Annotated in this window: 26 protein-coding genes; 15 read left to right on the top strand and 11 right to left on the bottom strand. The window is 41.9% G+C overall.

What is annotated here, in order from left to right; genetic code table 11:
* Positions 1–193 precede the first annotated feature (193 nt).
* The 5 genes from EAG18_RS08460 (at position 194) to EAG18_RS08440 (ending at position 3,832) form a co-directional block, all read left to right on the top strand.
* A complete protein-coding gene (locus tag EAG18_RS08460; protein ID WP_125251948.1) occupies positions 194–565 on the top strand; it encodes a hypothetical protein in 372 nt (123 codons plus the stop codon).
* Between the two features lie 22 nt (positions 566–587).
* On the top strand, positions 588–1,793 hold the full coding sequence (locus EAG18_RS08455; RefSeq protein ID WP_125251947.1) for a hypothetical protein: 1,206 nt from the start codon (positions 588–590) through the stop codon (positions 1,791–1,793).
* 356 nt (positions 1,794–2,149) lie between these two features.
* Positions 2,150–2,971 (top strand): ProQ/FINO family protein, encoded by an 822-nt coding sequence (locus EAG18_RS08450; protein ID WP_125251946.1) that lies wholly within the window; start codon positions 2,150–2,152, stop codon positions 2,969–2,971.
* 1 nt (position 2,972) lies between these two features.
* Complete coding sequence (locus EAG18_RS08445; RefSeq protein ID WP_125251945.1) at positions 2,973–3,296, top strand: hypothetical protein; 324 nt, start codon at positions 2,973–2,975, stop codon at positions 3,294–3,296.
* A 140-nt stretch (positions 3,297–3,436) separates the two neighbouring features.
* On the top strand, positions 3,437–3,832 hold the full coding sequence (locus tag EAG18_RS08440) for a hypothetical protein (RefSeq protein ID WP_125251944.1): 396 nt from the start codon (positions 3,437–3,439) through the stop codon (positions 3,830–3,832).
* A 43-nt stretch (positions 3,833–3,875) separates the two neighbouring features.
* Here the strand turns inward: EAG18_RS08440 and EAG18_RS08435 are convergent, their stop codons facing one another.
* The gene (locus EAG18_RS08435) at positions 3,876–5,768 is read right to left on the bottom strand and encodes a tyrosine-type recombinase/integrase (RefSeq protein ID WP_125251943.1); all 1,893 of its coding nucleotides are present in this window, start codon (positions 5,766–5,768) and stop codon (positions 3,876–3,878) included.
* 485 nt (positions 5,769–6,253) lie between these two features.
* Here EAG18_RS08435 and EAG18_RS08430 point away from each other — a divergent pair, with 485 nt between their 5' ends.
* The 4 genes from EAG18_RS08430 (at position 6,254) to EAG18_RS08415 (ending at position 11,321) form a co-directional block, all read left to right on the top strand.
* Positions 6,254–8,029 carry a hypothetical protein gene (locus tag EAG18_RS08430; protein ID WP_125251942.1) on the top strand — a complete coding sequence of 592 codons (1,776 nt, stop codon included), beginning with the start codon at positions 6,254–6,256 and terminating at the stop codon, positions 8,027–8,029.
* On the top strand, positions 8,029–8,739 hold the full coding sequence (locus EAG18_RS08425; protein ID WP_125251941.1) for a hypothetical protein: 711 nt from the start codon (positions 8,029–8,031) through the stop codon (positions 8,737–8,739). Before EAG18_RS08430 ends, EAG18_RS08425 begins: the two co-directional genes overlap by 1 nt.
* Positions 8,740–8,747: 8 nt before the next feature.
* Positions 8,748–9,878: a hypothetical protein gene (locus EAG18_RS08420; protein ID WP_185745573.1), complete on the top strand. Its 1,131-nt coding sequence runs from the start codon at positions 8,748–8,750 to the stop codon at positions 9,876–9,878.
* 81 nt (positions 9,879–9,959) lie between these two features.
* On the top strand, positions 9,960–11,321 hold the full coding sequence (locus EAG18_RS08415; RefSeq protein WP_125251939.1) for a hypothetical protein: 1,362 nt from the start codon (positions 9,960–9,962) through the stop codon (positions 11,319–11,321).
* 340 nt (positions 11,322–11,661) lie between these two features.
* Here EAG18_RS08415 and EAG18_RS08410 read toward each other — a convergent pair whose 3' ends face one another.
* A complete protein-coding gene (locus EAG18_RS08410) occupies positions 11,662–12,759 on the bottom strand; it encodes a hypothetical protein (protein WP_125251938.1) in 1,098 nt (365 codons plus the stop codon).
* Positions 12,760–13,042: 283 nt separating this feature from the next.
* Here EAG18_RS08410 and EAG18_RS08405 point away from each other — a divergent pair, with 283 nt between their 5' ends.
* Positions 13,043–13,402: a hypothetical protein gene (locus tag EAG18_RS08405; protein ID WP_125251937.1), complete on the top strand. Its 360-nt coding sequence runs from the start codon at positions 13,043–13,045 to the stop codon at positions 13,400–13,402.
* A 124-nt stretch (positions 13,403–13,526) separates the two neighbouring features.
* Positions 13,527–16,373 (top strand): DEAD/DEAH box helicase, encoded by a 2,847-nt coding sequence (locus EAG18_RS08400; RefSeq protein WP_125251936.1) that lies wholly within the window; start codon positions 13,527–13,529, stop codon positions 16,371–16,373.
* Between the two features lie 84 nt (positions 16,374–16,457).
* Here the strand turns inward: EAG18_RS08400 and EAG18_RS08395 are convergent, their stop codons facing one another.
* Both EAG18_RS08395 and EAG18_RS08390 read right to left on the bottom strand, forming a co-directional pair.
* A complete protein-coding gene (locus EAG18_RS08395; RefSeq protein WP_125251935.1) occupies positions 16,458–16,781 on the bottom strand; it encodes a thioredoxin domain-containing protein in 324 nt (107 codons plus the stop codon).
* A gap of 571 nt (positions 16,782–17,352) precedes the next feature.
* A complete protein-coding gene (locus EAG18_RS08390; RefSeq protein ID WP_125251934.1) occupies positions 17,353–17,904 on the bottom strand; it encodes a hypothetical protein in 552 nt (183 codons plus the stop codon).
* A gap of 954 nt (positions 17,905–18,858) precedes the next feature.
* On the opposite strand from EAG18_RS08390, the gene EAG18_RS08385 reads away from it, so the two are divergent.
* Together EAG18_RS08385 and EAG18_RS08380 are read left to right on the top strand one after the other, a co-directional pair.
* The gene (locus EAG18_RS08385) at positions 18,859–19,179 is read left to right on the top strand and encodes a hypothetical protein (RefSeq protein ID WP_125251933.1); all 321 of its coding nucleotides are present in this window, start codon (positions 18,859–18,861) and stop codon (positions 19,177–19,179) included.
* A 250-nt stretch (positions 19,180–19,429) separates the two neighbouring features.
* Positions 19,430–19,717: an HU family DNA-binding protein gene (locus tag EAG18_RS08380; protein WP_206644500.1), complete on the top strand. Its 288-nt coding sequence runs from the start codon at positions 19,430–19,432 to the stop codon at positions 19,715–19,717.
* A 155-nt stretch (positions 19,718–19,872) separates the two neighbouring features.
* On the opposite strand, the gene secB is transcribed toward EAG18_RS08380, so the two are convergent.
* Both secB and EAG18_RS08370 read right to left on the bottom strand, forming a co-directional pair.
* Positions 19,873–20,379, bottom strand: a complete 507-nt coding sequence (gene secB, locus EAG18_RS08375) for a protein-export chaperone SecB (RefSeq protein ID WP_125251932.1) — start codon at positions 20,377–20,379, stop codon at positions 19,873–19,875.
* A 52-nt stretch (positions 20,380–20,431) separates the two neighbouring features.
* The gene (locus EAG18_RS08370; RefSeq protein WP_125251931.1) at positions 20,432–20,698 is read right to left on the bottom strand and encodes a hypothetical protein; all 267 of its coding nucleotides are present in this window, start codon (positions 20,696–20,698) and stop codon (positions 20,432–20,434) included.
* 324 nt (positions 20,699–21,022) lie between these two features.
* Here EAG18_RS08370 and EAG18_RS08365 point away from each other — a divergent pair, with 324 nt between their 5' ends.
* Complete coding sequence (locus EAG18_RS08365) at positions 21,023–21,439, top strand: hypothetical protein (protein WP_125251930.1); 417 nt, start codon at positions 21,023–21,025, stop codon at positions 21,437–21,439.
* A 437-nt stretch (positions 21,440–21,876) separates the two neighbouring features.
* Positions 21,877–22,320 (top strand): hypothetical protein, encoded by a 444-nt coding sequence (locus EAG18_RS08360; protein ID WP_275557253.1) that lies wholly within the window; start codon positions 21,877–21,879, stop codon positions 22,318–22,320.
* A 479-nt stretch (positions 22,321–22,799) separates the two neighbouring features.
* Here EAG18_RS08360 and EAG18_RS08355 read toward each other — a convergent pair whose 3' ends face one another.
* The 5 genes from EAG18_RS08355 to EAG18_RS08335 form a co-directional block, all read right to left on the bottom strand.
* Positions 22,800–23,342 carry a hypothetical protein gene (locus tag EAG18_RS08355; RefSeq protein WP_125251928.1) on the bottom strand — a complete coding sequence of 181 codons (543 nt, stop codon included), beginning with the start codon at positions 23,340–23,342 and terminating at the stop codon, positions 22,800–22,802.
* Between the two features lie 83 nt (positions 23,343–23,425).
* Positions 23,426–23,731, bottom strand: a complete 306-nt coding sequence (locus EAG18_RS08350; protein ID WP_125251927.1) for a hypothetical protein — start codon at positions 23,729–23,731, stop codon at positions 23,426–23,428.
* 9 nt (positions 23,732–23,740) lie between these two features.
* Complete coding sequence (locus EAG18_RS08345; RefSeq protein ID WP_125251926.1) at positions 23,741–24,154, bottom strand: hypothetical protein; 414 nt, start codon at positions 24,152–24,154, stop codon at positions 23,741–23,743.
* A gap of 45 nt (positions 24,155–24,199) precedes the next feature.
* Positions 24,200–24,559: a hypothetical protein gene (locus EAG18_RS08340; RefSeq protein ID WP_125251925.1), complete on the bottom strand. Its 360-nt coding sequence runs from the start codon at positions 24,557–24,559 to the stop codon at positions 24,200–24,202.
* A complete protein-coding gene (locus tag EAG18_RS08335; protein ID WP_125251924.1) occupies positions 24,556–25,104 on the bottom strand; it encodes an N-acetylmuramidase in 549 nt (182 codons plus the stop codon). The genes EAG18_RS08340 and EAG18_RS08335 overlap by 4 nt, the downstream gene beginning before the upstream one ends.
* Between the last annotated feature and the right edge of the window lie 287 nt (positions 25,105–25,391).

The following is a 25,391-nucleotide window of genomic DNA, read 5'->3' as shown; positions in this document are numbered from 1 at the left end:
TGCCGTAATTGATTAGACTGCGATACTGGCATACTCCAAACCTAGGGTTATCCGTTTATCGATGAGTTTTGAGGCATTAGACGCCAGTATCAGCTTACTGGTTATATTAATTACTAGCACGTTAAGTACAGTGGTGAGAGTGTTGGTTGCCTATTCGGCGCCTTTACACAGGCTATGATAAAAGGAGTGATGAATGAAAAGCACTGAATTTAAACGCCATAGAATAGAGCAAACGAATAATGACTTGGTGTTAGTCAAAGGGTTTCCCAGCCGTGAACAACTAACAGATTGGCTGTGCAATACTGCTGCGACAGTGTATTGCTTATTCCCAAGTCAGTTTCAAAGTGAACAAGCTCAGCTTCAGCTGCGCACCCACGTTAGGAACGAGGTCGAAAAACTCAATGTTGCGAGTGTGCGCTGTGTAGCGTTGACGATAGCAGATGACTCGGTTGGGACGAGTTTAGAACAATTCGATTTTGAAGCTGCTTGTGATTATGTCATTGAGATGCTGACACCTATTCAGCCGCAATCTAGCCAGCCGATGACTATCCCTTCTTTTGAGTAGTACTCAGTAAAACACGGAGAATATGATGATTTTTATAACTATTTTGGCTTTTACTGCGCTGTTGATCGCAGGGAATGCGGCGTACTTTTCTATCTTAGGTTTAGCCGCGATGTTTTCTGCCAGCTATTGGCCAGTGGTATTTATGGGGGCGAGCCTTGAGTTAGGTAAACTCGTTGCTGCATCTTATGTTTATCGCGCGTGGGATGACGTTAGCAGAGCCATGAAAGGGTATCTTGTGAGTGCGATCTTGGTGCTTATGGCCATCACTTCATTAGGAATATTTGGTTTTCTATCACAAGGTTATGGAGATTCACTCAAGCAACTGAACGAAATAGAGTTGCTTGTCGAGCAAAAACAGATTGAACTTGCCATCGTTCGTGAGGATATTGAGCGTATACATACGGAAATAGGAAATGTACCGAATACCTATGTGACCAAAAGAATTGAATTGCAGCGAGAACGTCGACCTGAGCTGGAAGTGTTAGCAGAACGAGAGAGCCGCTTGATTGAGGTGTTAACTCAATTAAACAAACGCATACTTGAAGCCAAGTCACATGTAGGTCCGATATTGTATGTGGCTGATATGTTTAACATCGATAAAGACGAAGCGGTGAAGTATTTTATTTTTGCCATTATTATCGTGTTTGATCCTTTAGCTGTGATTTTAACATTGGCAACCAATGGTGCATTAGCGCAAAAACAGAATGAATCGAAACACAAAAAGTCGGAGAGGGAGCAAAGCGAAGTGCAACAGAGTAGTACAAGCGAGCCTACTACCTCTGATCTCTCGACTAAATCTGTGAATGAACAAATCGCTCCAGTATCTCAAAAGCGAGCGCCAGATATTCCGCCGCAGGTCCGACAGATGGCAAAGCAACAAGCGCCTAGCATTCAGCAAATGGATGCCGCATTAGCACAAGCCCAAGGCAAATCGAGTAGCTTGCAAATAAATAATCAAACAAAAGAGCAGCCTAACCTAACATCAATACAACGAAACGATAAAGATGTCGTTGTACTGGGGGGAGCTAAAGTGCACAAAGCTGTTATTCAGGATATGGAGCTTTCGGATCAGGAAGTTATCATGGGGCTAGTGCAAGGGGTATCGGTTGGTGCGCTTGCATCACGGTTAGGGTTAAATGAAAGTGCTTTTAAGAGCCGGGCAAGCCACTTGGTTGATAGATTGAAGTCCTCTGGCTATCAGATCAATACGGACCATTTGTTTGTCTAAATGTGTTAGGTGGCCAACATCGATGATGTTTTTGAGACATGACAGAGAGGCAGGGAGTCTAGTTGTACAATATTAGACTACCGAGCAGTATAAAATAGATTGGGATTTAGCAAATGCTTTACAGTGCACTCGAATAACCGTATCCTTGTACCCAAGTTGCTATATTGTACAACTTAAATCAAACATGAGACTTGAGATATCGCAGCGGCTATTTTGCTGTGAACATAATGAGATAAGAACAATGCACTATTGTATTTTTGCTTTAAATGACAAGCGCATCGTAAATAAAGGACTGATAGCGCAATGCGTATATACGTGCCTGCTTAATTTTGCTAAAAACGTTTGAGGGAGGCAAGATGGAAAACCGATTGCCACCTAGTCAAACCAAGCAAGTACCAGCTGACGGCATCACTGCTAGACTGAGCAGTCAAAAAGCAGTCATGCTAAATGCACGAAAGCAATTACAAAAACACTTATCTAAGGTGTACCCCCAACACTTTGGTAAAGATCCTCGGCCTTGGTCATTGGCTTTACATACGCAATTATTGCGTAAACTTGAAGGGGAGTTTTCAGCGCAGGTGATCAGAGACACGTTGGCATATGTGGCGCGCTCAAAAAGATATTTAACATGTTGCGTTTTGTGGGGCGTTGGCGCTGCTCGGGTTGACTTGCATGGTAAGCGAGATGGGAAAATCACGCGCCGAGAAATGATTTATACTCTTAATCAACTTGTTGGATTGACTAAGCAGCATAACGCGTTGCAAAGTGAACGCTATGCACAATGGTTAGAGCGTGAAGTAGTGCTTGGGATTATGCGAGCAGAGCTTACTCGTAGCGATCTTACCCGCGCTAAGATCCGCAACAAATATGCTAGCTACTTGTTTCGGGTCGCGAAAGAAGATAGCGCCGCACAGACATACGAATTGCTGGCTGAAAATGGGCGAGATCTATGTGAGCGTATTGCTCCGCGGCCCTATTTATCTGACTCACTAGTCAAAGTTCACGCAGCTATCAATGACAAGCCCAAGCGACTATCAAAACCGAATATTGGCAAGTCAAAAGGGGGGCTTAAGAAAACAGTGGGCAAACCTACGATACTGATTAAGCGTAAGCGTCGAACCACGACCTTAGCACCAGAGATGATAATTCCAGTCGGTCAAAAAGTAGAGACTAAATAAGATGAATACTGATAATTCTTGCACGTCATTTTATCAATATGGCGATAGCATTGGCATGTATCAACCGACATGCGGTGATGTTACTAATATGAGCTTCAATTTACCCCTGGATCAACACAATGACTCGCTAACACAGCTGAAGTTGGTAAGTGATTTGTTTAGTCCGCCACAAGCCCCTTCTCAAGATAAAGAGCCTGAGTCGTCACTACACTTTACTTATTTTGAAAAAATAGTCGGTTACTGGCAAGGGGACTATCACCATTTTCTATGTGCTACTCAGCTTAATGACCGTAGTAGCGATTTATATTTTTCAGACTATAACTAAGTAACGATAAGACCAGCTCCGTAGTGTGGGGTACCACTAAACAGCGATTGAGAGGCTAGGGGCTCAGCCAACAAAAAGTGTACTTTATCCACTTTATGTCCAAATATGTGGCGGAATTAGTGTCGTTAATTAGGACTTTTGTGGACATTTTACTAAGCTCCCCTGTTAACTATCGGCAATATGAAGAGCCTAAATTTTGGGTTGGGTCATTACACACGAACTTTGAAACTTTGGCTGCGGCCACTTCGTTGCCTGTTGCAAGTTTGCGAAGAAAAGATAGAGTAAGAAGCCCTAAAGTGCAAAACCGTTTACGTGACGTACACGCTATCTTAAACATCGTCTCGCCCTGTGTGAAGCTATTTTTAGCTGGTAAGACAATGATCTGTTTATCTCTCGTAGTGGCCTTTTTGTCGCGTCGATGGGCTAAATCGTCCGGAACCAGAGGTCTTTTTTCAGTAGATCTCGGAGTTGGTAAAATATTGCACTATGTACCAGTAGCTCGCTATTGGAAGTCGATTCAACGCAATTATCGCTAAAACGCCCTGTCAAAAAGTTATATTTATCAAAAAGTTATGTTCACTATAAACCCAGCTGTTTCAGTTTGATGGTATTTGTTTCATGGTCGTTTTTACCATAGACCTTAATCACTACTGCCACGCTATCCATCAGTTTGGTTGCTGCCATGCCATAATCACCGGTTTTATCGAGAACAAAGGTGGCCATAAAATGTCTCAAGGCGTGGGGGTTTATGCCATTTTCAATAAACCGCTCTGGCCAAAGTGCTTTGGCGGTCTTAGCTGTCCACTGTTGGATCACTTTGGCAAGTGCCTTACGTGTGTATGGCGCACCACGGTCGCGCGTTTTGCTGTCTCTGGTTTGTATAAATACCGCATCACTCATGGTTGGCCAGGCCAATTGCGTCCTTATGGCTGCTAATCGATTTAGCAGTTTGATTGTAAATGGATCTTCTATTTTAGCCTCAATCATAGTGACTTCAAGACTACGGCGATTTTTGAGCCAATTGCGGGGAACTTTTAAATAATATGTGCCTGCATCTTTATACAAAACGGGTGTTTTCGCTTGAGCTGCAAAAGGTGCATCAAGCCATTGCATAGCGCACCAGTTTGAAATGCGTAATGGCGTTTTTATGCTAAGTGATAACCACACTGCTACCTGTAAAGGCAGTAACTGTCGTGCAGGTTCTGTTATTTTATCAGCAAACTCTACCATGGCTTCAATCATTAACTGTAATTCTGCCATACTCTGTGATAAGTCTGCATCCGGCCTATCGAGTAACCAGTGAATATTTCGACTGCCACTGCTTTGCTTATCATGTCGCCTTTCATTGATTTTATGTTTTGTATCTCTGATCCAAGTACCAATTTGTCGATGTAAATATATGGATTGACTCAGCCAGTCGTCGAGGCCATCAAATTGCTCCGTGCTATGGCCATCGTAGAGTATCCAGGTACACTTCGGAGCATGATACCTGGTTAAATAACCTGAGTTTGCCTCACATAGGCCATATAGCGGCGTAAGAAAAGCTAATAGCGTGTTATACACTTCACTTCGAAAACATGCGTGTGTGTAACCCTCAAGGAGTTCAACACAAGTAAGCATGCTAAGGTCAAGCTGCTGAACTTCAATATCATGTGATGTCACAACCCACCGGAAGAAACGTAAGACTTGAGCGCAAAAATTTTCAGCGCTGCTGTTGATGCCATCAGGGGTTGTAGTCCACCGCCCTGCGCCTTGTAGGGGAAGCGCTTCGCGCTTTCTCATCGTAAAGCTAGCTTGTGAAAGCGGCGGCGCCACTAACTTATTTTTGAAATCTAGCAGGGCGTTAATTTGTAACTGCAAGTGTGCTGGTAAGGTGTCGATTTCGGGTTGTTGTTTTGGCAACGGTACCTTTGGTTTAATGTGCTTGCTTAGCGAGCGCTGCTTATTGATGCGAGCGCATTGTGTGAGCGTGCCCGTATCCAATCCAAAGAGCGTTTCTAATTTTGCCAGAGCTACAACATGCTGTGTCCTTGGCTGCGCGTCGTGACTCGTCCAGCGTTTTATTGYCCCAATTGGAATACCACTGTACTCATTGATTAACGTATGTAGTTGTCCTTTGTTTTTTTTAGGCCAATATTTAGCGGCATAGTGCATTAAACGTTGCCCCGTATTGGCTTGTTCATCTAATACGTGTGGATTAATGTGTTGTTTGTATGTGGTTGCCAATTGAGTGAGGCGGCTGCGATAAGTTGTGATTGAATTTTTAGTAAAGGCATGGGCTTGTAAATGCGCGGACAACCTCGCTTTAAGTGATGCTAAAGTCTTTGCACAGAGGCAGGCTTTGATAATTGTCTGCTCATCAATGAGCATATCATGGCGTAATAGGTTCAAAGTCGATAGCAGATTCAATGCTCTTCGGTCACCCCGTGAGCTGAGTTTGCTTTTGAACGATTGATATTCTTTTAACGCCATGAGAGCAACTTATACATTTATACAATAATGATAAGTGTAGCTTGGGCTACAATCACTAATCAAGCATAACACACTGCGGCGCAGGTATTTTGTCGACAGATAAGGAGCATTTTACCATTGTACAATAGTTGGGGTTTCGTTGTACGTCGTATCCATATTAATAGAAAAGCCGCTTTGAATGTATGGCTCGCATATACATACGGTGACACGTTGCTTGCGTAAATTTAGACTGATACCGAGAGAGAATATAAGGTTGTACAGCTAACCTATGTGCATTGTTTTATTTCATGTATTGTAACTGCCTGCCTTATAGTGCTTTGCGTTCAGCACCAAAATAAAACTAGATTGGAAGCTCTCTTGCAACTTGTTGTACAGCATCAGTCTTGATAAACTAGAACCAACCATTTCATTGTACAATTGTAGTTGTAACTTACCTTGTACAATTATATGAACTAATGAGACGTGAATTTAGGGCGGTACCCTTAGTGAATACTAATCTGTATGACACAAAGCAGGCTGTTGAGTTTGATAAATTAACTGAGTCTTCGACTCATCACCACGAAGCAAATTTTGCTAAACAGTCATTATTTGGCTTTCAGGCTGCTGTAAAAGAAGAAATAGAACAACGAATTGCTGCAAGTAATACCGATGGCGCAGCAGCACTGGCAATGGTGAGTACCTTTACTAAAGCTGCGAGCACCAAGCGTGACTACAGCCGTACAGTTGAAGAGCTATCCACTTATTACCTTGTTGATGCAATGCACTCACTGATATGTGATGAAGTATTGGTGGCCGACCCCGAGCATGGTTGTATCGTAAATCTCCATAGTAGCAACAAGGATGTTGAAGCTGCTTTGAGCGCGTTACAAAAAGAGATTAATCTTGATCAACTTTGTGAAGATGTGACTCCAGATCTGCTAAAGTATGGCGACTACACACTACGTCTTATTGCTGATGCCAATGGCGTGAGCGAAGTGATCGATGATGTTACACAAAATGATGTAGTGGCATTATATCGTCATGGAATGCCAGCCAAATTCTTAGTTCGAGAACAAGAGCGTATCCGTATCACACCCGCAAATTCTCACCTGCATTTTGCACTTGGGCGAAATAAACTTCGTGTCGACCTAGGCGATGAATTGGGAGTATCGGTGCGAGATAAGCAGCACCTTGCCACCAAAATGCTACCTAACTATGTGCGAGTGGGTAAACCGCTGCTTTTTGGTGTACAGTCAAAACTAAAGGAGCTTCAACTACTTGAAGCGCTGGTGCCGGCAAGTAAGTTGCATCAATTAAGTACTCGGTCTTTGGTTGGGGTGTCGATCCCAAGCGCCACGGAGCCTAAAGAAGCCTTTAACATCGCCAGACGTTATGAAAGTTTATTGAATCAGAAAACCACGTTTAACGGTGAGGCGCAGTCACTGACAACGGTGGGAGATATTATGGCCACCGCAGGGAAAGCCAAAGTGTTACCTGTGTTTGGTGATAGGGGGACGCTGCAGGGAATGGATGTACCGGACACCGTAAATATTGATGATTTACTCGCGTGTATCCGTGATATTAGAGCAGCAGTATGCGCGTCGGTAGGAGTGCCGATTGAATTACTCTTTGGTGGTGAAACCTTACAATCTCAAGGAGAGTTTGAAAAACGTCATACGCGTTACTTACGAAAGGTAAAATCAATTCAAGGTGCCTTGGCAAATGGTTTAAAACAGCTTGCAATGACGCACTTAGCGAAAAAAGGCATTCAGTGTTCTGTACAAGAGATCCAAGTTCATTTCAGCCGTCAGGGAGTGGGCTTAGAGGCGCTTGATCAGCTCGAGTCAACAGAACAGGTATTGTTCTCTGTATCAAATTTACTGGCGTTTATGCAGGATCTGGATGATTCGGCACATTTTCAAGATAAAGTTGATTTCAAAGCCGTATTCGAGTGGATCAGGCGTCAATTAAATATGGTTGGTGTGCTAGACCCGTTTTTGGTTTCTAGAGAAACCGATGAACCCCAAAGCGTTGTGCTCGATAAACCAGCAAAAAAAGCGGCTTCAGGGGTCAAGAAACAGCCCGTAGAAGCAAAAAAAAATCTCCAGCCTAAACGCAAGCCATTAGAAGCATTGCATATGGATGAAGCTTCGCTAAGGCAGTTAGTAGACACCGCAGTTCAGCAATTATCACAAAGCAAAACAGCAAATAATGCTGAGCCAATACAAAGTGAAACATCAGTAAAACGCGACGCTAGAGTGAAGATGAGTAATGAGAAGTGATGAGGTTTGCAAAGCCTGCTGAGCGGGTACTGTTATTGTGCGAAGTGGGTCAGCTTGACTTGATTGATGAGGATGGGAGGGCGCCAGAACAGATCCCCGAAGATGTTTTGGATGCTTTTATTGAGCGAAGAAATCGCTTAGTTTATGGCGCCAGTGACTTTGCTAGAAGTGAGTGCATAGCGCATGGCTCAGTTGTAAATAATGCTATGCTGATGCGTGTTGCTAGCCGATTTCATGGTCGTACGGCTGGAAAACGAATGCACAAAATTTTGGGACGACATTTAGCTGTTCGGATCAGCGGGCAGGATGAAAAAAGCCTGCTAATTGTTCGGGAGCGTTTGTTAAATGCAGTGTCGTCCCTACGCAGCCTGCTATACACTGGGAATGAGGAGTACCAGACGTTAAGTCACCACATAGAGTGGCAGCAGGTGACGGATGTCGCCATCCCAATGCTGCTCAATATTGAGCAGAAATGGTTGCAATTAGACAGCTTATCAACAAAGGGTGAAGCTAACTTACCCTTGCAAGAAGACGAACTATGTATTTTGCTAGCTTTGGTCCATCCGGTTGAGCTAGGAAAAGCGTTCAACAAAGCCAACTGTACAGTGGATGCTGTGCAGTGGTTGCAAGATTCACAGCACCATTTGTACAACAATGATTCTAAGCAAGACATTGTACAACGACTGCGTGAAAAATTAGAGTTTAAATGAGGCAGCGCATGACAGAGCGTACACTATTTATCGACGCGTTCGATACGTCTAATGTGATCTACCAGATCAGTGAAGCGTCTGAACATACACAAGGTTTGCAAGAAACATCACAGGTAGATGGAGTAGGCATATTGGCGCGTGTTGTAGGGCCATTTTTTCTAGTCGATGGTACATCTCGCAATGGCCGTTTTTATACGCGTGAATTATGGCGTACTGCTATCGAGCGCAGCCAAGCTAAAATATCATCAGGAACTATGCTGGGCACAATCGGCCATACGCAGGCACTTGATGATCAGGCTCTATTGGAAGGAAGGGCATCGCATCGGATCTCTAAATTATGGATTGATGAGAAAAACAGCATAGGAATGGGTGAAATATTAGTGTTAAATACCCCAGCTGGTCGAGTACTGAACGCCTATCTTCGAGGCGGTGTGCAATTTCCTGTATCTAGTCGGGGTTATGGAGGCTATACGCCATACAAACGAGACAATGCCCCGGTGATAGATGAAGCCAGCTTTGTACTTGAAACCTTTGATTTCGTGCAAGAGCCAGGTGTTGCTCAAGCTATTCCCTCGTTGGTCGAATCGCTCGATGATGAGGCCACGAAATTACATCAGTCCATTCTTGAGCTGGCCAATACCAGCATTCATACGAGTGTGGATGAAAAGAATGAGACCCCGTTAAAGACTAACCCCGTTAAGGATACTGTAATGAGTGAGAGTGCATCTACTATTGCGGCTCTAGCGAAACAGAAAAGCCACGTTGAAGAGAGTCTGGCAAAAGCTTATGCCGAACATGCGACACTGCGTAGCAAAAATGATTCGCTAAATGAGCAGGCAAAAACACAGGCTGAGCATATTGAGTTACTGGAACAAACACTGGCGGAAGTTCGCCAGCTCAACTCGAGTATGATGGCGCAGTTAGAAGACTATAAAAAGCTAGGTAGCGTATGTGAAGTTCAAGCAGCGTTAAGCAAAATAGGTGGGCAATACTCGACTGCACGAACACGAGTAGGCTCTTTGTCTGAGCAGTTATATGCAAACTTTTCCGTCAATTATGAAGACAGCGTAGTGCTGTCAGATAGCCAAGATAACACAGGCACAAGTCGATTAAGCTCGTTGTTTGAGTCGACACAGTAATACAGCTTACTCCTAATATGAATGCTCGTTATATCCAACGAGTGCTGTTGATAGTTTTTTATGAATTTTGAGGACAATACCATGTTACAAGAAACCGTAACGGGCCAAGCAATTGAGCGCAAAGCAGATCACTACTTCACGAAATACAAGCCTTTTGTCGAAGCATTAGAAAGAAACTCTTTATTGAGTAAAGTGCGTGCAATTAATACAACGGATGTCTATGCGTTGGGTAAGCAACTTGAAAACTTCCAAGTGTATAAGCAGCTTTGTGAAGAAGATGGCACATTATCTCAGTTGGGTAAGATCCCAGATGTTGCACTGGATGTGCTTACTGTCGCCTACGGTACTTCACCTTTATCTGCTATTGCGTCAATTCAACCAATTGATGAAGAACAAGGCACCATTTACTTCAAAAATATTGTATCCGGCGACTCACAGCTTAACTCAGGTGATTTATTATCAGGTGTGTCTGCAACGTCAAATGTGATGGGTGAAGCACTTGGTCAAACCCAAGCAGGTGAGAGCGACTACAGTTTCTCGCTAAAAAATGCGCCTGTGCAAGTAGGTTCTGTACGTGTTGAAATCGCAGAGTTGAATTTAGTTGCGCAAGACAATGGGTTAGGTCAGTTAATTGGTTTCGATATTCAAGGCACAATTGATTACGTCAATGGTACGGTTACTTTATCGACAAAGCATGCGCCAGAGGCGGAGCATACCATTACCGCTGCATATAGTGGTGATTATGACGCGGCAGATGACATTCCAAAAGTAGGGATGAAGTTTGCATCTAAAACGGTTCAAGCACGTTTATGGGCGTTAAAAGACACGATTGGTTTACAGCAGTCCTATGCTTTACGCCGCCGTTTTGGCATGGTAGCCGAAGATGAAATTGCACAAGACCTCGTCGCTGCCATTAACTCAGAGCAAATGAATACGGCTACGCGCATGTTATTAGCCAAAGCACAGGGGGAGGTGACATTTAAGAAAAATGCACCCAGTGGTATTAGTTATAATGATCACAAACAAGGGTTTAAAGATGCTATTGCGCAAGCTGAAGCGACTATTTTAAATAATGCAGGCAGAGGCACTATTTCGGCAATGGTTGCGGGACGTAATGTCTGTGCATTGGCAGCTACTTTACCTGGCTTTACTAAGCTTTCTGACGGCGCTGCTGTAGGTCCACACATTTTCGGTATTTTAGATGGTATCTTAATTGTACGTGTGCCTAATCAACAGGTGATGGATGCTGATACGGCAGTCTGTGTTTATAAAGGTAAGTCAAATTTTGAAAGTGCATTGGTTAGCGCGCCTTATATGCCACTTGTTGTTACATCGGCACTTCCGCATGGTGTTAACCCGCTGGTTAACCAAAGAGCGGCTGCAGTATGGTCTGCAATTGATGTGCTTGTACCAAGTTTTATTACCAAGATCCGCTTAGTATAAGCTCGCGATACACATACTTCATAAGGTCGCATGTGTTGCGGCCTTTTTTGTTTTTACGCATTTGCTTTATTTAAGCGAATTTAAAAGTTGGTGAATGAGATAAGAAAATAATGGCGCTGACTAAAAACAAACCCGCACATAGTTGATAAGGCGGGTTGCTCAAATATAATGCAATTTGCGGCAAAAAAATCTACATACCTATTATCCAAAATAACCGCATTACTTTAGATAAACCATCATGGTCTGTACCTTGATGTTAACAGTATTTTATGTTTATTATCAATGGTTTTATTGCTAAATATGTAAAAATTACTCTGTATATATTAATGATAAATTTAATCTAAGTTCTGCGCTTAACGGGTTTAAATTCCAATTCACTTAATAGTGCATCAATACGCTTGGCATCTTCTATACTGAGGTTTTCATCATATTGAGATATTTTAACCATTGAGTCATATGAATTTGCCAGTTCCTCGTCTACAAGACCCATATCACCCATATACAAGAGCATTTTACGAGCATCTGATATTTTAGCTGGTAATGCTGAAGCCGCATATTTTATACCCAGCAAATCTAACACAGCCATGATTTGCGCTTTTGATGCTTGCTCGTTTAAAACCAGCATATGGCGTACTATCCGGATCATTGCACCGTGACCTTTTTCAGCGCGTGCTATTTTACGGATCTTTTTCTTAGTTGTGGTAGGTGTGTACGCTGTGAACTCCGTGTCATTAGACGCTTCGCTGGCCGTTGTTTTTTCTTCCACTGTGGTTTGTGTTAGCGCATGTTGCTCGGCGGCATCTGTCATTGGCACGTCAACATAGCTTTTAACTATGTAGGCATTTTGAATATCCGCAATCGCATCGGGTGTTAGATCACTGCCGTTACTGAGTGGATCGGTTTCTGTTGGTATTGATTCGTCAACAATGTCGATRGGTTTTTCGCGGCTTTGCTGKCCAAACATAGAGGAAAGAAAAGCGTCGGTATCTGGCATTAGAAAAGGGGATGCCTGCTGCGCCAATGTTTTTAATAGCTCCGGTATTGGTAAATCATCTAAAGCAATCAATGTCTCTGACAATGAAGGTAGCGGGTTGTCAATTGTCGCTTGTGCTTTGCTTGGGAATTTCTCAAACTTTTTGTGATATTGGCGGGGCATTTTTTCCCATTGCACCTCGGTATCGAAAACGCTGGAGGCGGATTCTGCCCAAGTTGTGAGTTTATCAAGGTCTTTGCGTTTTTTATCAGACCCCTGTGCTTGTTTTGTTAGCTCGATGATTTGCTCTTCTGAGGTGGCAAACCAAAACGCATAATGAAGCTTAGCGGCAACAAGTAAGGCTGTATCGTTGGGCTTAAGTTGTGAAAGTCCGCTGTGCATTGCGGGTAAGAGGTCGTGAGCTATCGCTAATATCCCGTTAAACTCAGCTGCTGATTGCGTCATGTTGTCACCTTTATGTAAGCATGATGGTTTTTTTAAAGTGAAGGTTGAAGCAAGCCAAAATGACTGCACAACAGTAACTTTCAGTTCATTGTACAATAAAAGTCATTTTAGGCAACTTTTAAAAAAGGAGGTATCGATAAGTGATGATATTTTGTCAAAAGTGTTTGAATAACAGCCAATGTGATAGCTTTGTATTCCCTAATGCGTGACATTCTAACACGCTTAGCATACGATTATACAATTCGTGTAATGGTGCGCGGCAGGCTTTTTGAATGGAGCGAGTATGAATTTAGAAAATGCAAATTATATCGTTATGCCCAATACGTCGGCTGTACTCGTTTTGCCTGTAAGTGGGGGAGAAACAGCAAGGTTTGTGGAAGTTGAAACAAAAGCTGCTCGCTACTTTTCCAGGGATAACTGGTTGTTTGATGCAGCGTCATTTCTTGAACAAGACTCTCTAGCACAAAGGCTTAGTAAATTGGCAACATTCAAGGGCATTGCTACTGAAAAGTTTGAAGGTATATTAGAGAATGTGCTGGCATCAATTATACCAGGAGCTGAAGTTAACTATATGGTTTTTATAGAAAACGAGCATTTGCTTATTGCACATACGGATAGCGTGATCCAAAACCATTTAGTTTAATAGACTTTCTAAATATCTTATAAATACAGGTGATTATTGCATAATCTAGCCTTTAACGGTGCAATAGCCATTACTGTGGGAGCGTTATTTCTCATTGCATAATGAGTAAGTGATCTGAGGTACTATGTTAAATGATATGCTTGACTGGGCCCGAAATCGTTGGGGTTACGTAGGACTGGCATTAGATTCAGACGGGTTTGTCGTCATTAAAACGGTAGATGGCCGATGTGAACGTTGGTTATGTACAGGTATTAATGCGCATTTTGATTTCGTCGAGCAAGCGGTTCAGTTAGTTATATTTGACTCGGTGTCTAATCTCACATATCGAGAGTATCAGGTTGCATGGCGTACTGAACATGCCGTTCGTTGTCTAGATAGCGCTGCAGACGAGCAAGACATAGATATTGGCGAATTAGACTATTGCCCAAAATGCTACGCCCACAAAATGGTGCAGTTTTCTCAGGGTCGAGCCATGAAGTTATGTAGTAATTATGCAGTGTGTTCAGGGAAGTCAAAAACCAATGGTAGAATTTATCCACTAGAGCACCTTAATGCTGATCAGCAGCTCTTTCTATTGTCTCATGGCAATGATGATTTAGGTTATCCCGCAGGCGCAATTCGTGCGTCTATGACGCGCAAATTGGGTTTAACTACGGGCGAAGAGTTGTCGCAGTCAACGGTAGGGTTGTCCCTCGTTGAAGATAGTGACCTTATCAAAACGTCTGAATTTACTTTACTTAATTACCCGTTTAGTCACTTTAACCGAGTGCAATCGACGCTACTTAAAAATCAGATACATACGAAAAACGTGAACTTGGTACTGGGCACTGCAACCAGTAGTGGTAAAACGGTGTGTGCCGAGTTATGTATGGCGCATACACTAGCCAAAAGAGAAGTGGTTGTGTATGTGTCTCCGCTTCGCTCATTAACCCAAGAAAAATACGATGACTGGTCACACACATTCGGTGCTCAATACAAGATAGCGATATTGACGGGAGACTATGCCTTATCACCAGATAAAAACGATGAAATAAATCAAGCGGATATCTTGTGTATCACCTCTGAAATGCTGGACTCTCGGACTAGAAAATATGGCAGTGAACGTAGTGCTTGGATCGACAGGGTTGGCTTATTGGTGGTTGATGAGTCTCACATTATTGGCACGGAACGTGGCCATGCTGTAGAAGCTGGTTTAATGCGTTTTACTCAGTTTAATCAAGCGAAAATTCTATTTATGTCTGCTACGATGCCCAATGTGGAGCAGTTTGCACAATGGTTAAGTGTATTAAATGGTTTGCAAAGTGAGATCATTAATTCTCCTTGGCGGCCAACTCCCCTTACTTGGCATTTTCCGCGCTATGTAGACAATGGTAATTACAAACAAAGTAGAGACAGTCGCATCAATGAAGCGCTCAAGAAAGTGACAGATGCTGAAAAGTCAGATGAGAAATATCTTCTTTTTGTCCATGATAAGGCAACCGGCGCAGACCTATTAAGAAAGGTCAGGGCGCAGGGTATTGACGCTGAGTTTCATAGTGCCGATTTGAAAGTAAATGTCAGGCAACAAATTGAAAAAGAATTTAAAGATCCGCACGGAAAACTACGAGTTTTAGTATCCACCTCAACCCTTGCATGGGGGTGTAATGTGCCAGCACAAAATGTTGTAATTGTGGGCACAACTCGAGGTTTGTCTCCAGTGGAAATAGAAGATATTTTACAAATGGCTGGCCGTGCAGGGCGCAGCCTTCCAGCTGATTACTTTGTTGTTGCTCCTGATGGAAATAGTTACGCCCAGTCTAGTTTGGATAGATTGTCGTTAAGAATATTAGATAGTGTTGCTGAGTTAGATATGTCCACTGCGGGGTCGGTAATAGATATCCGCCACGCAGGTAATCAACAAGATATCAAAGCCGTGAACAATGAAGCGCGCCTTCAGAGAAGAAAGCGTAAAGTGAACATGCGACAGGTCAAAGACCATCAAAAGGTTATCCTGGCTCAAAGCGTCGAAGAAGCCAAAGCGTGGATCGCACACAATGATCCCCAGTATCTAGCACGCTATCATGGGCACTGTTATCTTATTTGTGCGCAGCCAAAAGTTTGGGAACATCGTATACAGCAAGCTAAGCCTGTCCATAGTCAACTGGTCAATGAAGCTACCCTCGGCTTTCATATTCTCGCTGAAGTAGATGCGGGTACGATTCATAATCAACTAGATTTGGTTAACTGGTTTGACCGTTCTTTAGCGAAACTGCAAGGCTTGGTTGAGCAAAAAGTGGTTGAGAGCGTCTTGGGAGATTTACTGCGTACACAGATGCTCAAAGGACATGACGAACAGTACGAAATAACTGAGATTGGCAAAGTTTCATCGCGTTGGTACTACAAGCCAGAGGATGTTTTTCATTGGCATACGGCGTTACGATTTGTAGACCATGCTCAGATTTGGGATAACGATGATGCGTTGGCCTGGGCTATCGCTGGGGCTCCTTCTTATAACACAGACTACATTCAACGTAGTCAGGCGAAGCTAGTCGATGACTATATGAAGCGTTTGCAACGGGTGGTACCATTTGCGTCGGAAATGGCATTGCCAGCGGATATGGCGACATACCTCAGTGGCAAAACGGTGCAATACCAAAAGATAAACGGTTTTAAATATGACCTTTCACGTGTCTTTCAAGCCTTAAGACAAATCGCTAAAGCCTGTGCTATCTCGCGTCCTGATGGATATTGGCATATGTTAGAAACCCGATTTAGATATGGCACAACGGCTGATTCCGCGAAGCTGCTTTGTGTTGAGGAAGTGGGGGTGATGAATATCCGCAAGCTTGTGAAAGCGGGAATTGTAAGCTTGGACGATTTTATTGATGTAGAGCGACGATCTGAGGTTACACGGATTTTGGGTCATAAAAAGTTAGAAACCGCACTGGCTTCGGCGAGAAAGATCATACGAAGCCAATATGGCGTAGAGTAATGTGCTTGCAAGCAGGCTACGGTTAGTAACGTAAAAGCCTGCACAGATAATGCAGTTTGAAAGTGACACATCAACTGGACTTGCTCAGCGATGGATCTCTTTTGCGATCCGCTGCATCAGTTTTGGTTTGATCACTGCACCAATGTTTTTCTCGATAACATTGCCATTGAGCATAAAGTGCAGAGTTGGTATCACATCAACGCTCGCATTCTTTAACGCATCGCCACATTCGTCAATATTCACTTTCACAATAGTAAGATGTTGCGTCAATGTGTCGGGCAGCGCCTCTAGTGCGAGTCCCAACTGTTTACAAGGGCCACACCAAGGCGCATAGTAGGCAACCAATGTGTAACCTTGATTGATTAGCGTATGGACATTTTCATTCGTTGCATATTGTATGTTACTCATTACAAGCCTCCAATTCAGTCATTAGTTTTTGCATATTTGTGGCTGAATTTAATACTCATTATCTTTTAATACTTGCCCAATCTGAAGGCGTTACTTCCAAGAACCTGCTATTGCTGCATAAGCTAACCTTTCCTCCAGGAGGCTGAGGCCTTAGCGAGAGCAGGACGCGCAAGCGGTGTTATCGCCCAAACTATATCTGGCTAGATAACCTAAGCTAGGCTTAATAAGTTGTCTTCTCACAGCGATTATCCTTTACTGCTGTGCTAAATTTGTTTGCAATAGGCTATCTATTGATGCACAAATTTGCTTCGTATTAAGACATAACTTATGGCTTGCGTGATATTATGCCTATTGAGCTTAGGTGTTTTCGTTGAGTAACCCACTTGTTACCCCGAGTTCAGATTAAATAAATAAAACCACTTCGCGAATATACCTATATTTTAATAAGCAATCTAGTGTATGAATAATACAAGCATATTGTACAATATGGGAACTGGATTTTGGTGACTTGAGAAGAGTAAGAAGGTGGGCAAGAGGTTGATATCGTTTCTTGCCCTTAAAAAAGGTTACATTAAACAGCTTCACGAAGACTGATTACGACTTCATCCTTTTCAGAGACAAAATAGAGCTTTTCAGCTTCTTCAGTTAATGCCGATTTTTCAAAAATAGCTTCGAGTAATGGCAAAAAGTGTGCATTAATGATGTCAGGATCTAGACTTAAAATCATTTCAAAAAGTCCGCCATCGTTTCTGTTTTGTTCATTTGCTTTTTGTAACAGCGCTATCATTGAAGTCATTACTTTTGCTTTAGGAAGTAATTGCTTACAGGAGACTGGTGTTTTGCTTGCGACAAACTTTTTACCCTCAATGGAAGGCTGTGTAGAGGTTTTGAGTAAATCCATAAGTGAAGACTGTGCCTCTTCAATGCGAGCGTCTAACAGGTCACGAGCAGCAGTTAAAGCCCCAACTTGGTCAATAGCCGAGCCAACTTTAGCCTGTCTTAACTTGGCATTATTTCCGCTTACATTTGCAAGTTTGATGGTAGGAGCTTGGGCGATAGCTTTGGCGCTAGCCGAAGAGCCATCGATATTACTTTTCTCGTGCACAACTCTCTTAAATTTCATAAATTAGCCTCACTGTTAGCCCCGATTTGATAACAGCCTAAAAAGATTAAGACTGACAAAAACTAAACTTTAATTTAAAAGTTTTATCATAACTTTTTGATATAGCTCTAAAATATTAATACCAATGCTCATTTAATTAGCAACTAGCTGTGATTTGTACCTAATTCACTAGCGAGTCTTCCTGATACACTATTTATTGCATTTGCATTCGATGTAAATCACTGCAATGCAACCCATTACGCTATATCCTAGACAAATCTATACGTTACGACGCTGACTGTCAAATCAAAATAGTAAATTTTGGCCTCCGAAGTCCTGTTTTGGTGCGCTTTCTCGTTCGCTTGGTTGCAGCAATTGCCCAACATGAAATTATGCTGAATATGTTCGTAAGTATTGAAAATAAAGAGTTTGTTGTACAACAAATTTAATTATAAGCAGCGTTGTCGCCGTTGTTAATTTAGTCATTAAAAGCGGTATTTCAGCCAACTGTATTAGATCATTCTTCGATAAATTCAGTTGACTAATCGTAGGTGGTTGATAATTGTACAACTTGCTTGTTGCTTTAAGGTGCCTGTACTATGTTGCAATGTTTCTATTCTTGTTACAATTGATTATTGACAAGGGGGGTTAAAGCTTGGATACTCCTGCACACTAATTAGATTTCTTGTAACATGCGGAGTATATTCGTTTCCGTTGTACATTAAATGAGACATATAAAGACACCATAAGATTTACGCTAATTGTTAAATAGCACATTTGCAATGTGAGAGAGAATAGTAAATGTTCTTACAACATGTGACTCTGCAATATGATGATTTTAAAGCGTATATTTTAAAGGTGATATAAGTGCTTTAAGTAGACCCAACCGAAAAGCTACTCCTGCTTAAGGAGTGGCTTTTTATTTAAATAACTACAGGCATATAGCTCAAAGATTTAGAATCTAGGATGGTACTTATGGATACGCAGATCCAAAAAATATGCGCTAGCTTGGCGCAGGGAGATCCCGCTTCATTGATAAAAGGACTTGTCATTGGTTATGATGAGCAAGGACAGTTGAGATTATATAATGCTGATATGAGCGCAGAAGAAATTGTAATTGCAGTTGAAATGGCAAAAGCCCGGGCTCTGGGGCTAATATCAAACAAAGAACTACCCAGTGCGGTTGCTAACTGCTTGGCTTCAAGAGAGTTTGTAGGTGAAGAGCACGCTTTTTCATCTTGTGATAGCGCTTGCAGTCGGCGACGTCAACGTCGAACTTCTAATTTAGAAAGCTAGATGTTACTTAGTCGGTTATAAAGTAGGTTTTCGTTTTTGCGCTGCGAGTGTTTAAGCGCACCGTGGTACAATGGAGAAAATCACATAACTGGCCTTTACCAATTTAGTGACGTTAATCTGTTATCGAATCGATAGAATTAAATTGTACAATATCTATCAAATTATAATGCAAATGTGACAATATAATATCTACTACCTCTTCATGATTTGGTTGTTAACTGAGACATGTAGATATTTAGGGGTATTTAAGATGGCAATTTCAAAGACAGAGTTGGCTGATCATGTGGCTGACGCAATGAAAATTAGTAAAACAGACGCTCGTGGTTGTGTGAATGCGGTGATTGATGCGTTTTGTGACGCTCTGCAAGCAGGACAAGATGTGCGAGTGCAAGGATTTGGAACACTAAAGGTAGTTCAACGTAATGCGCGTTTAGGGAGAAACCCCTCAACAAAAGAGCCTGTTCCTATTGATGCGTGCAACACTGTACAGTTCAAAGTGAGTCAACGACTCAAAGAGCTTCTACCGAATGTAAAATAGTCTATGTTGACTGGTTTTTTGCCTGACTATATGGCGGAATTTATCTTGGCGGTAGCAGGGCGCTGTTATCGGCAAGGTTTTCTCGCTTGAAAGTAGAAAGCTTAACTAAGCTAATTTGAATTAGAAAAGCCGACACAGCGTCGGCTTTTTACTAGCTAGATGACCTCGACCTCATCGCCGGTGTCGWTTGTTTCACTCCCTTGACTCTCTTGATCTGCGCTTTTTATTGCATCATCAAGTAGTGCATCAAAGTCGACAGGCGCCAGAAGTAGCTGGGGAAAGCCGCCATGTAACACTTGAGAGGAAATGTGATTTCGTGCAAACGGATAGAGCTGAGCTGGGCAGTATGACCCTACTAATGCCATGATCTCTGTTTCCTCATAGCCCTCAATTTCAAAGATCCCTGCCTGCTCTACAGTGGTATTAAATAATTGTGTATCACTATTCGTGGCTTTAGCTTTGCACTTCACAGTGAGTACAACCTCATAAGTGGTATCGCTTATCCTATTTGCTTCAGTATTTAAATCAACGCTAATAGAGGGTTTCCACTCATCTAAAAATACAGCCGGTGCATTGGGTGCATCGAAAGTTGATTTTTTATGGTAAATTTTTTGTAGTTCGAATGACTGCTCAACGGCAGTTGTATTGTCTTTATTAGTCATGTCACATGTCTCATTAATTTACACGCAAAATAAATGCGTATTATGGGAAATTTTATATCGCTTGCTCTTCAATATAGATCAATAACAGCATGGCAATCTCTCGTAACGCTGTAAGCTCTTCAGATATAGCAAGTCTGTGCTCTTTTTCAACAAGATCTCGACACAGCGATGGTGCTGTGAGCTCACCTATTACTTGCTCTGCCTCGGCTGTAGCAAGCTCTTGCTTTGCTACTTGTAGCAAGGTAGCTTGGATCGAATCGGCCATCACTTTAGCATAGATTGAACCATGTTTCATCAGAGGTTCGAACTGTTCGTTCATTTTTACTTCCAAACACGGAAGGTGTTTTTTTTTGTTCAAGTTCATTATTTTTAGCTAATTTATCTGAGAACGCTAGTACTGAAACCTCAATGCACCCCAAGCTCAAAGAATGCGAACTCAAGTTTTTCAACGGTGATAATAGCGCTACTATATTATTGTACAATTGAAATGTGAAGACATTTAAGTCATCATGCGAATGAGACAAATATAAACTCTACATATTGCTATTTCTTTCTGGCTCACATTATGAATGTGGCTGGTTGCATATCAAGTATGTGTAATAGTTTGATTTTATTGTATTAATGGAGAAATCAAAGAATGAGTATGAATTTACCCCGCTGTCCGTATTGTAGCAATCCTAGCATTGTTGGTGAGATAGCAGGCAAGCTTGCGGCGGTATGTACGCAATGCAATAACGGATATGCTATTGTAGCAGATGACTTCGCTAGCCTGACACAGCGAGCGTTTCAAATGGCAACAAAAGGACAAGTTGAACAAGCGATAGGTGTTGTACAACAACACTTAAATAAACATGTTGACGAAAGAAGCTCGGCATTGCGTGAAGCGGAAAATGAACTTCCAGAAGATAAGCGTAAGCTGACAAAAGAGCAGCAAAAGAAGGCTGCAGAATTGGAGTCTCAACGCATTCTTCTTGCAGGGATTTTGCAAGGCGGCCAGCTATACAAAGAGCTGCTAGGAAAAGCACTTGGCATTGTGAAAGAAGAGAATAAAGCCGTCTAATTGGTGGCTGCTTTAGTGCTGGGATCCCTGGCACTACTCAATATTCCTCCCCGTTATAAGTAAGCATGCTGCTCAAAGGGTGAGCGTCAGCGGATTTATTGGCTTTGCTAAAAACAGTTGCGGCCCAAGCAAATAAACTCTATCCTAATAACCCATGCGGTGTTTTATAGAAATGCGCCGAAAATTAAGTATTTGACATGTGTGTGTTTTGACAAGTATTGCTAGGTTGTTTTGACTTATGCAGTAATACAGCGGCTTCACCTTGCTCTGGGCTGGTACTATTATTCTTGGACAGTGATTTAGGTAATGTCATGATTCAATTAATAAAATAAAAAATTGTCTTGTTGTTTGCTTAGCCCTGATGGGTTTGAAAAGGCGTAAGATAACGGATTTAAAGCGCACGAAATAATTGGTTTACGATAACGTAAGCCGAGTAAATGAAACAGGACTTGTATTGTATGTATAATGATATTGCTCCGAGTAAAAGAAGCCCTAACGAGTTGCAAGAACACAAAGGGCAGCCGTGTTTTAAAGGAAATACAGTGGCTCCTGAATACCTTACTTCTCTGTTGTCATTCTTCTATGAGTTGGGGGCGCAGCACTCCCAGGAAGAGCAGCGTATTCAGCTTGCCGACTTTAGAAATGAGTTAATTATCGCTGAAGATACCATAGAAGAGTTAAGAGTTTCGCTTGATCTGTCGCGTCAACAAAGAGACTCTGCACAAGATTGCCTTGACATAGCCCGTTTATCTATCCAGCAGTCATTACTCATGATGGAGCGTTTATTATTAGAATTAGAAGCGAGGCAAGATCTGGATGAGGCTTATTTTTTCCGTAGAGAATTAAAAAAGATATCTACACATCTGTCTCAACGTATTTAGTATTGTACAACTACGTTGTTAAATGAGCATTTGTTATAGTGAAGCGTCATTACGGTATAAACTGGCTCAAATTTTCAAAAATTTGGAACGGTACATAAGTAAGTGGGATCTTTTTTAAAAAATAAGTCCGGCTATCAATTTTTATAAATAAAATATTGATTTAGTTGGATTTATATATGCTTTTATTTGATTTTAGATCGTAAATTAGTTGCTTAATTTATAGATATGGAACTTACAAAGCGATCCAAATTGAGCTGTTTTAGCTATTTTGAACACTTTTATACAGAAACTAGATACTTATAACCGATCTGAATCTGATCTTTGCTAAAGTAAGCTTGCTGTTCGGTACTCAAAAGTGGCCTAATTTTAATGTACAATAAAAATTTCAGTATACAGATCTAAAGTTGCTCTGCTTAATCTAGCTTTGCTGTCTCTGAAAAAGAGGCCTGATTAGTGGCCTCTTAATGAGTTTCGTTATTTTATCTTTCAGCGATGTAACTAATGCGCACTTTGTCGCCGATTTGAGGCGCTGTTACAAAAGTCGCCTTTTTGGTGGCTTCGTCAATCGTAATCGAGTCTTCAAATACAGCAAGGCCATTCACAAACACTTGTGCAGATCCAACCCGAGGTGATTTTGCAATATCAAAAGACACTACTGCACCATCTACTTGAGCGGATAGATCTTCCGCAGAAACAATATCCTGAGCCATGATACGCGATGTATCATCTTCTATGGCCTTAATACGGTTATCTTGTGTGGTTAAAGCAGTCGTTACAGTTGCTGCAAAGTCGGCGTCATTTCCCAGTGCATCAGCTAATTCTTTAAGTGTATCAAGCGCTTCAGGTGCACTATTAATGAGATCAGATACTTTAGAGTCTACGTAGGAAATACTCGCTTTTACGGTACTAAGTGAAGCAATATCATCAGCAAATTTTACTAAGTTTGCTTCAAAGCCTGGGTCGACTAGCTCACGACTAATTGTTGCAGGCATAATTTGTGAGTTTGCGCGTAACTTACTCATTGGATGAGTCTCCTTAATGGGTTAATGTATTTCTCATCTCAAGCTCATACGCGATTCCAGAGACAGCGTTATACTCACTGTTATCAGTTGAGTAATTTTGCTGACAATTGAATTTTATCACCGTCATAAACTGTGACAGCTGGGTCAATCAACAGGATGCTTTTGCTATCTTGTGTAGCGATACTGTATTGACTTTCTTTATCCAAGAGCAAGCCATTCAATGTTACCAAAACATGTTTAGTACTGTCGATTTGTCCGTTTAGTGCAATGTGAATGGGTTGTCCATCAGGCTCGGAAATTGTGTATGACTGCTGAATTTCCGTGCTTGACTCTCCGCTACTGCTTTGATCTGGTTGGTAAAACTGTTGTGAAACTGAAGTGCTGTACATTTTAAGCCCTTACTTTAAAACAGATACTGCATTATCACTATTGGCTGCTACCCATAGTGCTAACGAATCAGTTTCTTCATGAGCATCAGCAAGCTCGATTGATAGTTTAACCTTGACTTCATTGCTACCAACCGGAATAGGAAACCTATATTGACCTGATTGTACAATATTTATCTCCATCGGCACAATGCTGTTATTGACGAGCTGACACATGTCGAACGGTGTGTCTTGTGCTATGTTTGGGTCTTGCATAGCGATTTTGATGCGCCCTGTTGCCTGCAAATTTTTTTTATTAAAGTCGACGTACACAAGCAGTTCGCTTTTCCCAAATGTTGGGGTGACAACATGTAGCGTGTGGTCACCAATTTGGTTCGATACTGATTGATACTGTCCATTTTCCTGGGGAATGTTTACTGTGATCATTCTGTCGCTCCACTCTCATTTTCACTGAATTTTGCCGAGCTTCGCTCAGCGCTTGGTTGGGTAAAGTGCCTGTGTAGGATGAGTCCATTCACATGGCATAAGTATTTGCTTTTTACTCAGCCGGATCAGGCTGATGTGGGATGGATATATAATTTCATCTGTTTCAATACAAACGAAGTGAGTGCCATTACGATGCGGCATACACTGATGGAGTACTCGGCCATCAATACATTGAATATCATGTAAAAGTTCTACACAGCTTTCAAAAGCATCACTATGAAAGTTTATCCAGTTAAATAAATAGAATGCAAATGGAGAATGCGTTGCTATTAAATCTTCAAATACCTCCGTAGGATCTTGGGTATCATAGTGTGTGAGTTTGGCGGTGATATATTGTTGATTCATAAAGCCTCCTCAGCAAAGCCGACCTGTTGTGACAGGTATTGCTGTAGTTTAAATTGACGGCGAAACCAGCCTTTTGCATATTTACCATTTCTCGGTCTACGTGCGATGATCTCGGCATATTGCTTGGCTCTTAAGCTTTGGTACTCAATGAATAAATTGTCTCCTTGGACTCTGTTTGCCTGTTTTAACGCTCTAAGTGTGTTAGGCCCAATAATGCCATCTACATCGGTCTTGATCGCTTGTTGTAATAGTTTTATAGCACTTCTCACCCCCATGTTTACGGCGGTATCAAAAACTAAAACCGCCATTTTTTCAGGCATTAAGTGGGCTTTACAGGCTTCAAAGTAATCTCTTTGGTATATCTCTTTCGCTTGTGCTTTGGTCAGTGCCGCTATATCCAAATTAGGATAGGCATTTTGAGAAATCCCGTATTTTGTTTTACCGCCACTGTCGTCAGGGTCGTCGACAAAGCCACCTTCAAACTCTAAAAGTAAACGAAAGGCTGACTCAAAAACGTGTTGATACTGCCGTAAGTGATCTGACATGTTAACTCCTTAACCAAACACCGTTAGTACCTTTAATTGAGCTGTTTTGGCATAACGGGCAATACTATACGAATGGCACTTTAAAAAGGCGCCACAACAGGGTCTCAATCACTACTCACTATTAAGTTGTTATCAACTTCAGTCTCTTATATTGTCTATTGTACCTTGAACGGCACATTGAGTGCAGCAAAGAAATTACTTTAAGTGACAGTGAAAATAATGTTAAGGCAATACTGTCACGGTATCGTCGCCTGCTTGATTGTTCGAATTATGTACTGATACTTATG

The organism is Pseudoalteromonas sp. J010, assembly GCF_003934235.1.
GTDB lineage: Bacteria > Pseudomonadota > Gammaproteobacteria > Enterobacterales > Alteromonadaceae > Pseudoalteromonas > Pseudoalteromonas peptidolytica.
Note: the sequence above shows the minus strand (reverse complement) of the source record. Positions and strands in the feature narration are given on the sequence as shown.

What these genes read in the sequence shown, in the direction of transcription:
- EAG18_RS08460 (WP_125251948.1), top strand. Translation starts at nt 194, where the DNA reads ATGAAAAGCACTGAATTTAAACGCCATAGAATAGAGCAAACGAATAAT.
- EAG18_RS08455 (WP_125251947.1), top strand. Translation starts at nt 588, where the DNA reads ATGATGATTTTTATAACTATTTTGGCTTTTACTGCGCTGTTGATCGCA.
- EAG18_RS08450 (WP_125251946.1), top strand. Translation starts at nt 2,150, where the DNA reads ATGGAAAACCGATTGCCACCTAGTCAAACCAAGCAAGTACCAGCTGAC.
- EAG18_RS08445 (WP_125251945.1), top strand. Translation starts at nt 2,973, where the DNA reads ATGAATACTGATAATTCTTGCACGTCATTTTATCAATATGGCGATAGC.
- EAG18_RS08425 (WP_125251941.1), top strand. Translation starts at nt 8,029, where the DNA reads ATGAGGTTTGCAAAGCCTGCTGAGCGGGTACTGTTATTGTGCGAAGTG.
- EAG18_RS08420 (WP_185745573.1), top strand. Translation starts at nt 8,748, where the DNA reads ATGACAGAGCGTACACTATTTATCGACGCGTTCGATACGTCTAATGTG.
- EAG18_RS08415 (WP_125251939.1), top strand. Translation starts at nt 9,960, where the DNA reads ATGTTACAAGAAACCGTAACGGGCCAAGCAATTGAGCGCAAAGCAGAT.
- EAG18_RS08405 (WP_125251937.1), top strand. Translation starts at nt 13,043, where the DNA reads ATGAATTTAGAAAATGCAAATTATATCGTTATGCCCAATACGTCGGCT.
- EAG18_RS08400 (WP_125251936.1), top strand. Translation starts at nt 13,527, where the DNA reads ATGTTAAATGATATGCTTGACTGGGCCCGAAATCGTTGGGGTTACGTA.
- EAG18_RS08395 (WP_125251935.1), bottom strand. Translation starts at nt 16,781, where the DNA reads ATGAGTAACATACAATATGCAACGAATGAAAATGTCCATACGCTAATC.
- EAG18_RS08390 (WP_125251934.1), bottom strand. Translation starts at nt 17,904, where the DNA reads ATGAAATTTAAGAGAGTTGTGCACGAGAAAAGTAATATCGATGGCTCT.
- EAG18_RS08385 (WP_125251933.1), top strand. Translation starts at nt 18,859, where the DNA reads ATGGATACGCAGATCCAAAAAATATGCGCTAGCTTGGCGCAGGGAGAT.
- EAG18_RS08380 (WP_206644500.1), top strand. Translation starts at nt 19,430, where the DNA reads ATGGCAATTTCAAAGACAGAGTTGGCTGATCATGTGGCTGACGCAATG.
- EAG18_RS08370 (WP_125251931.1), bottom strand. Translation starts at nt 20,698, where the DNA reads ATGAACGAACAGTTCGAACCTCTGATGAAACATGGTTCAATCTATGCT.
- EAG18_RS08365 (WP_125251930.1), top strand. Translation starts at nt 21,023, where the DNA reads ATGAATTTACCCCGCTGTCCGTATTGTAGCAATCCTAGCATTGTTGGT.
- EAG18_RS08360 (WP_275557253.1), top strand. Translation starts at nt 21,877, where the DNA reads ATGAAACAGGACTTGTATTGTATGTATAATGATATTGCTCCGAGTAAA.
- EAG18_RS08355 (WP_125251928.1), bottom strand. Translation starts at nt 23,342, where the DNA reads ATGAGTAAGTTACGCGCAAACTCACAAATTATGCCTGCAACAATTAGT.
- EAG18_RS08350 (WP_125251927.1), bottom strand. Translation starts at nt 23,731, where the DNA reads ATGTACAGCACTTCAGTTTCACAACAGTTTTACCAACCAGATCAAAGC.
- EAG18_RS08345 (WP_125251926.1), bottom strand. Translation starts at nt 24,154, where the DNA reads ATGATCACAGTAAACATTCCCCAGGAAAATGGACAGTATCAATCAGTA.
- EAG18_RS08340 (WP_125251925.1), bottom strand. Translation starts at nt 24,559, where the DNA reads ATGAATCAACAATATATCACCGCCAAACTCACACACTATGATACCCAA.
- EAG18_RS08335 (WP_125251924.1), bottom strand. Translation starts at nt 25,104, where the DNA reads ATGTCAGATCACTTACGGCAGTATCAACACGTTTTTGAGTCAGCCTTT.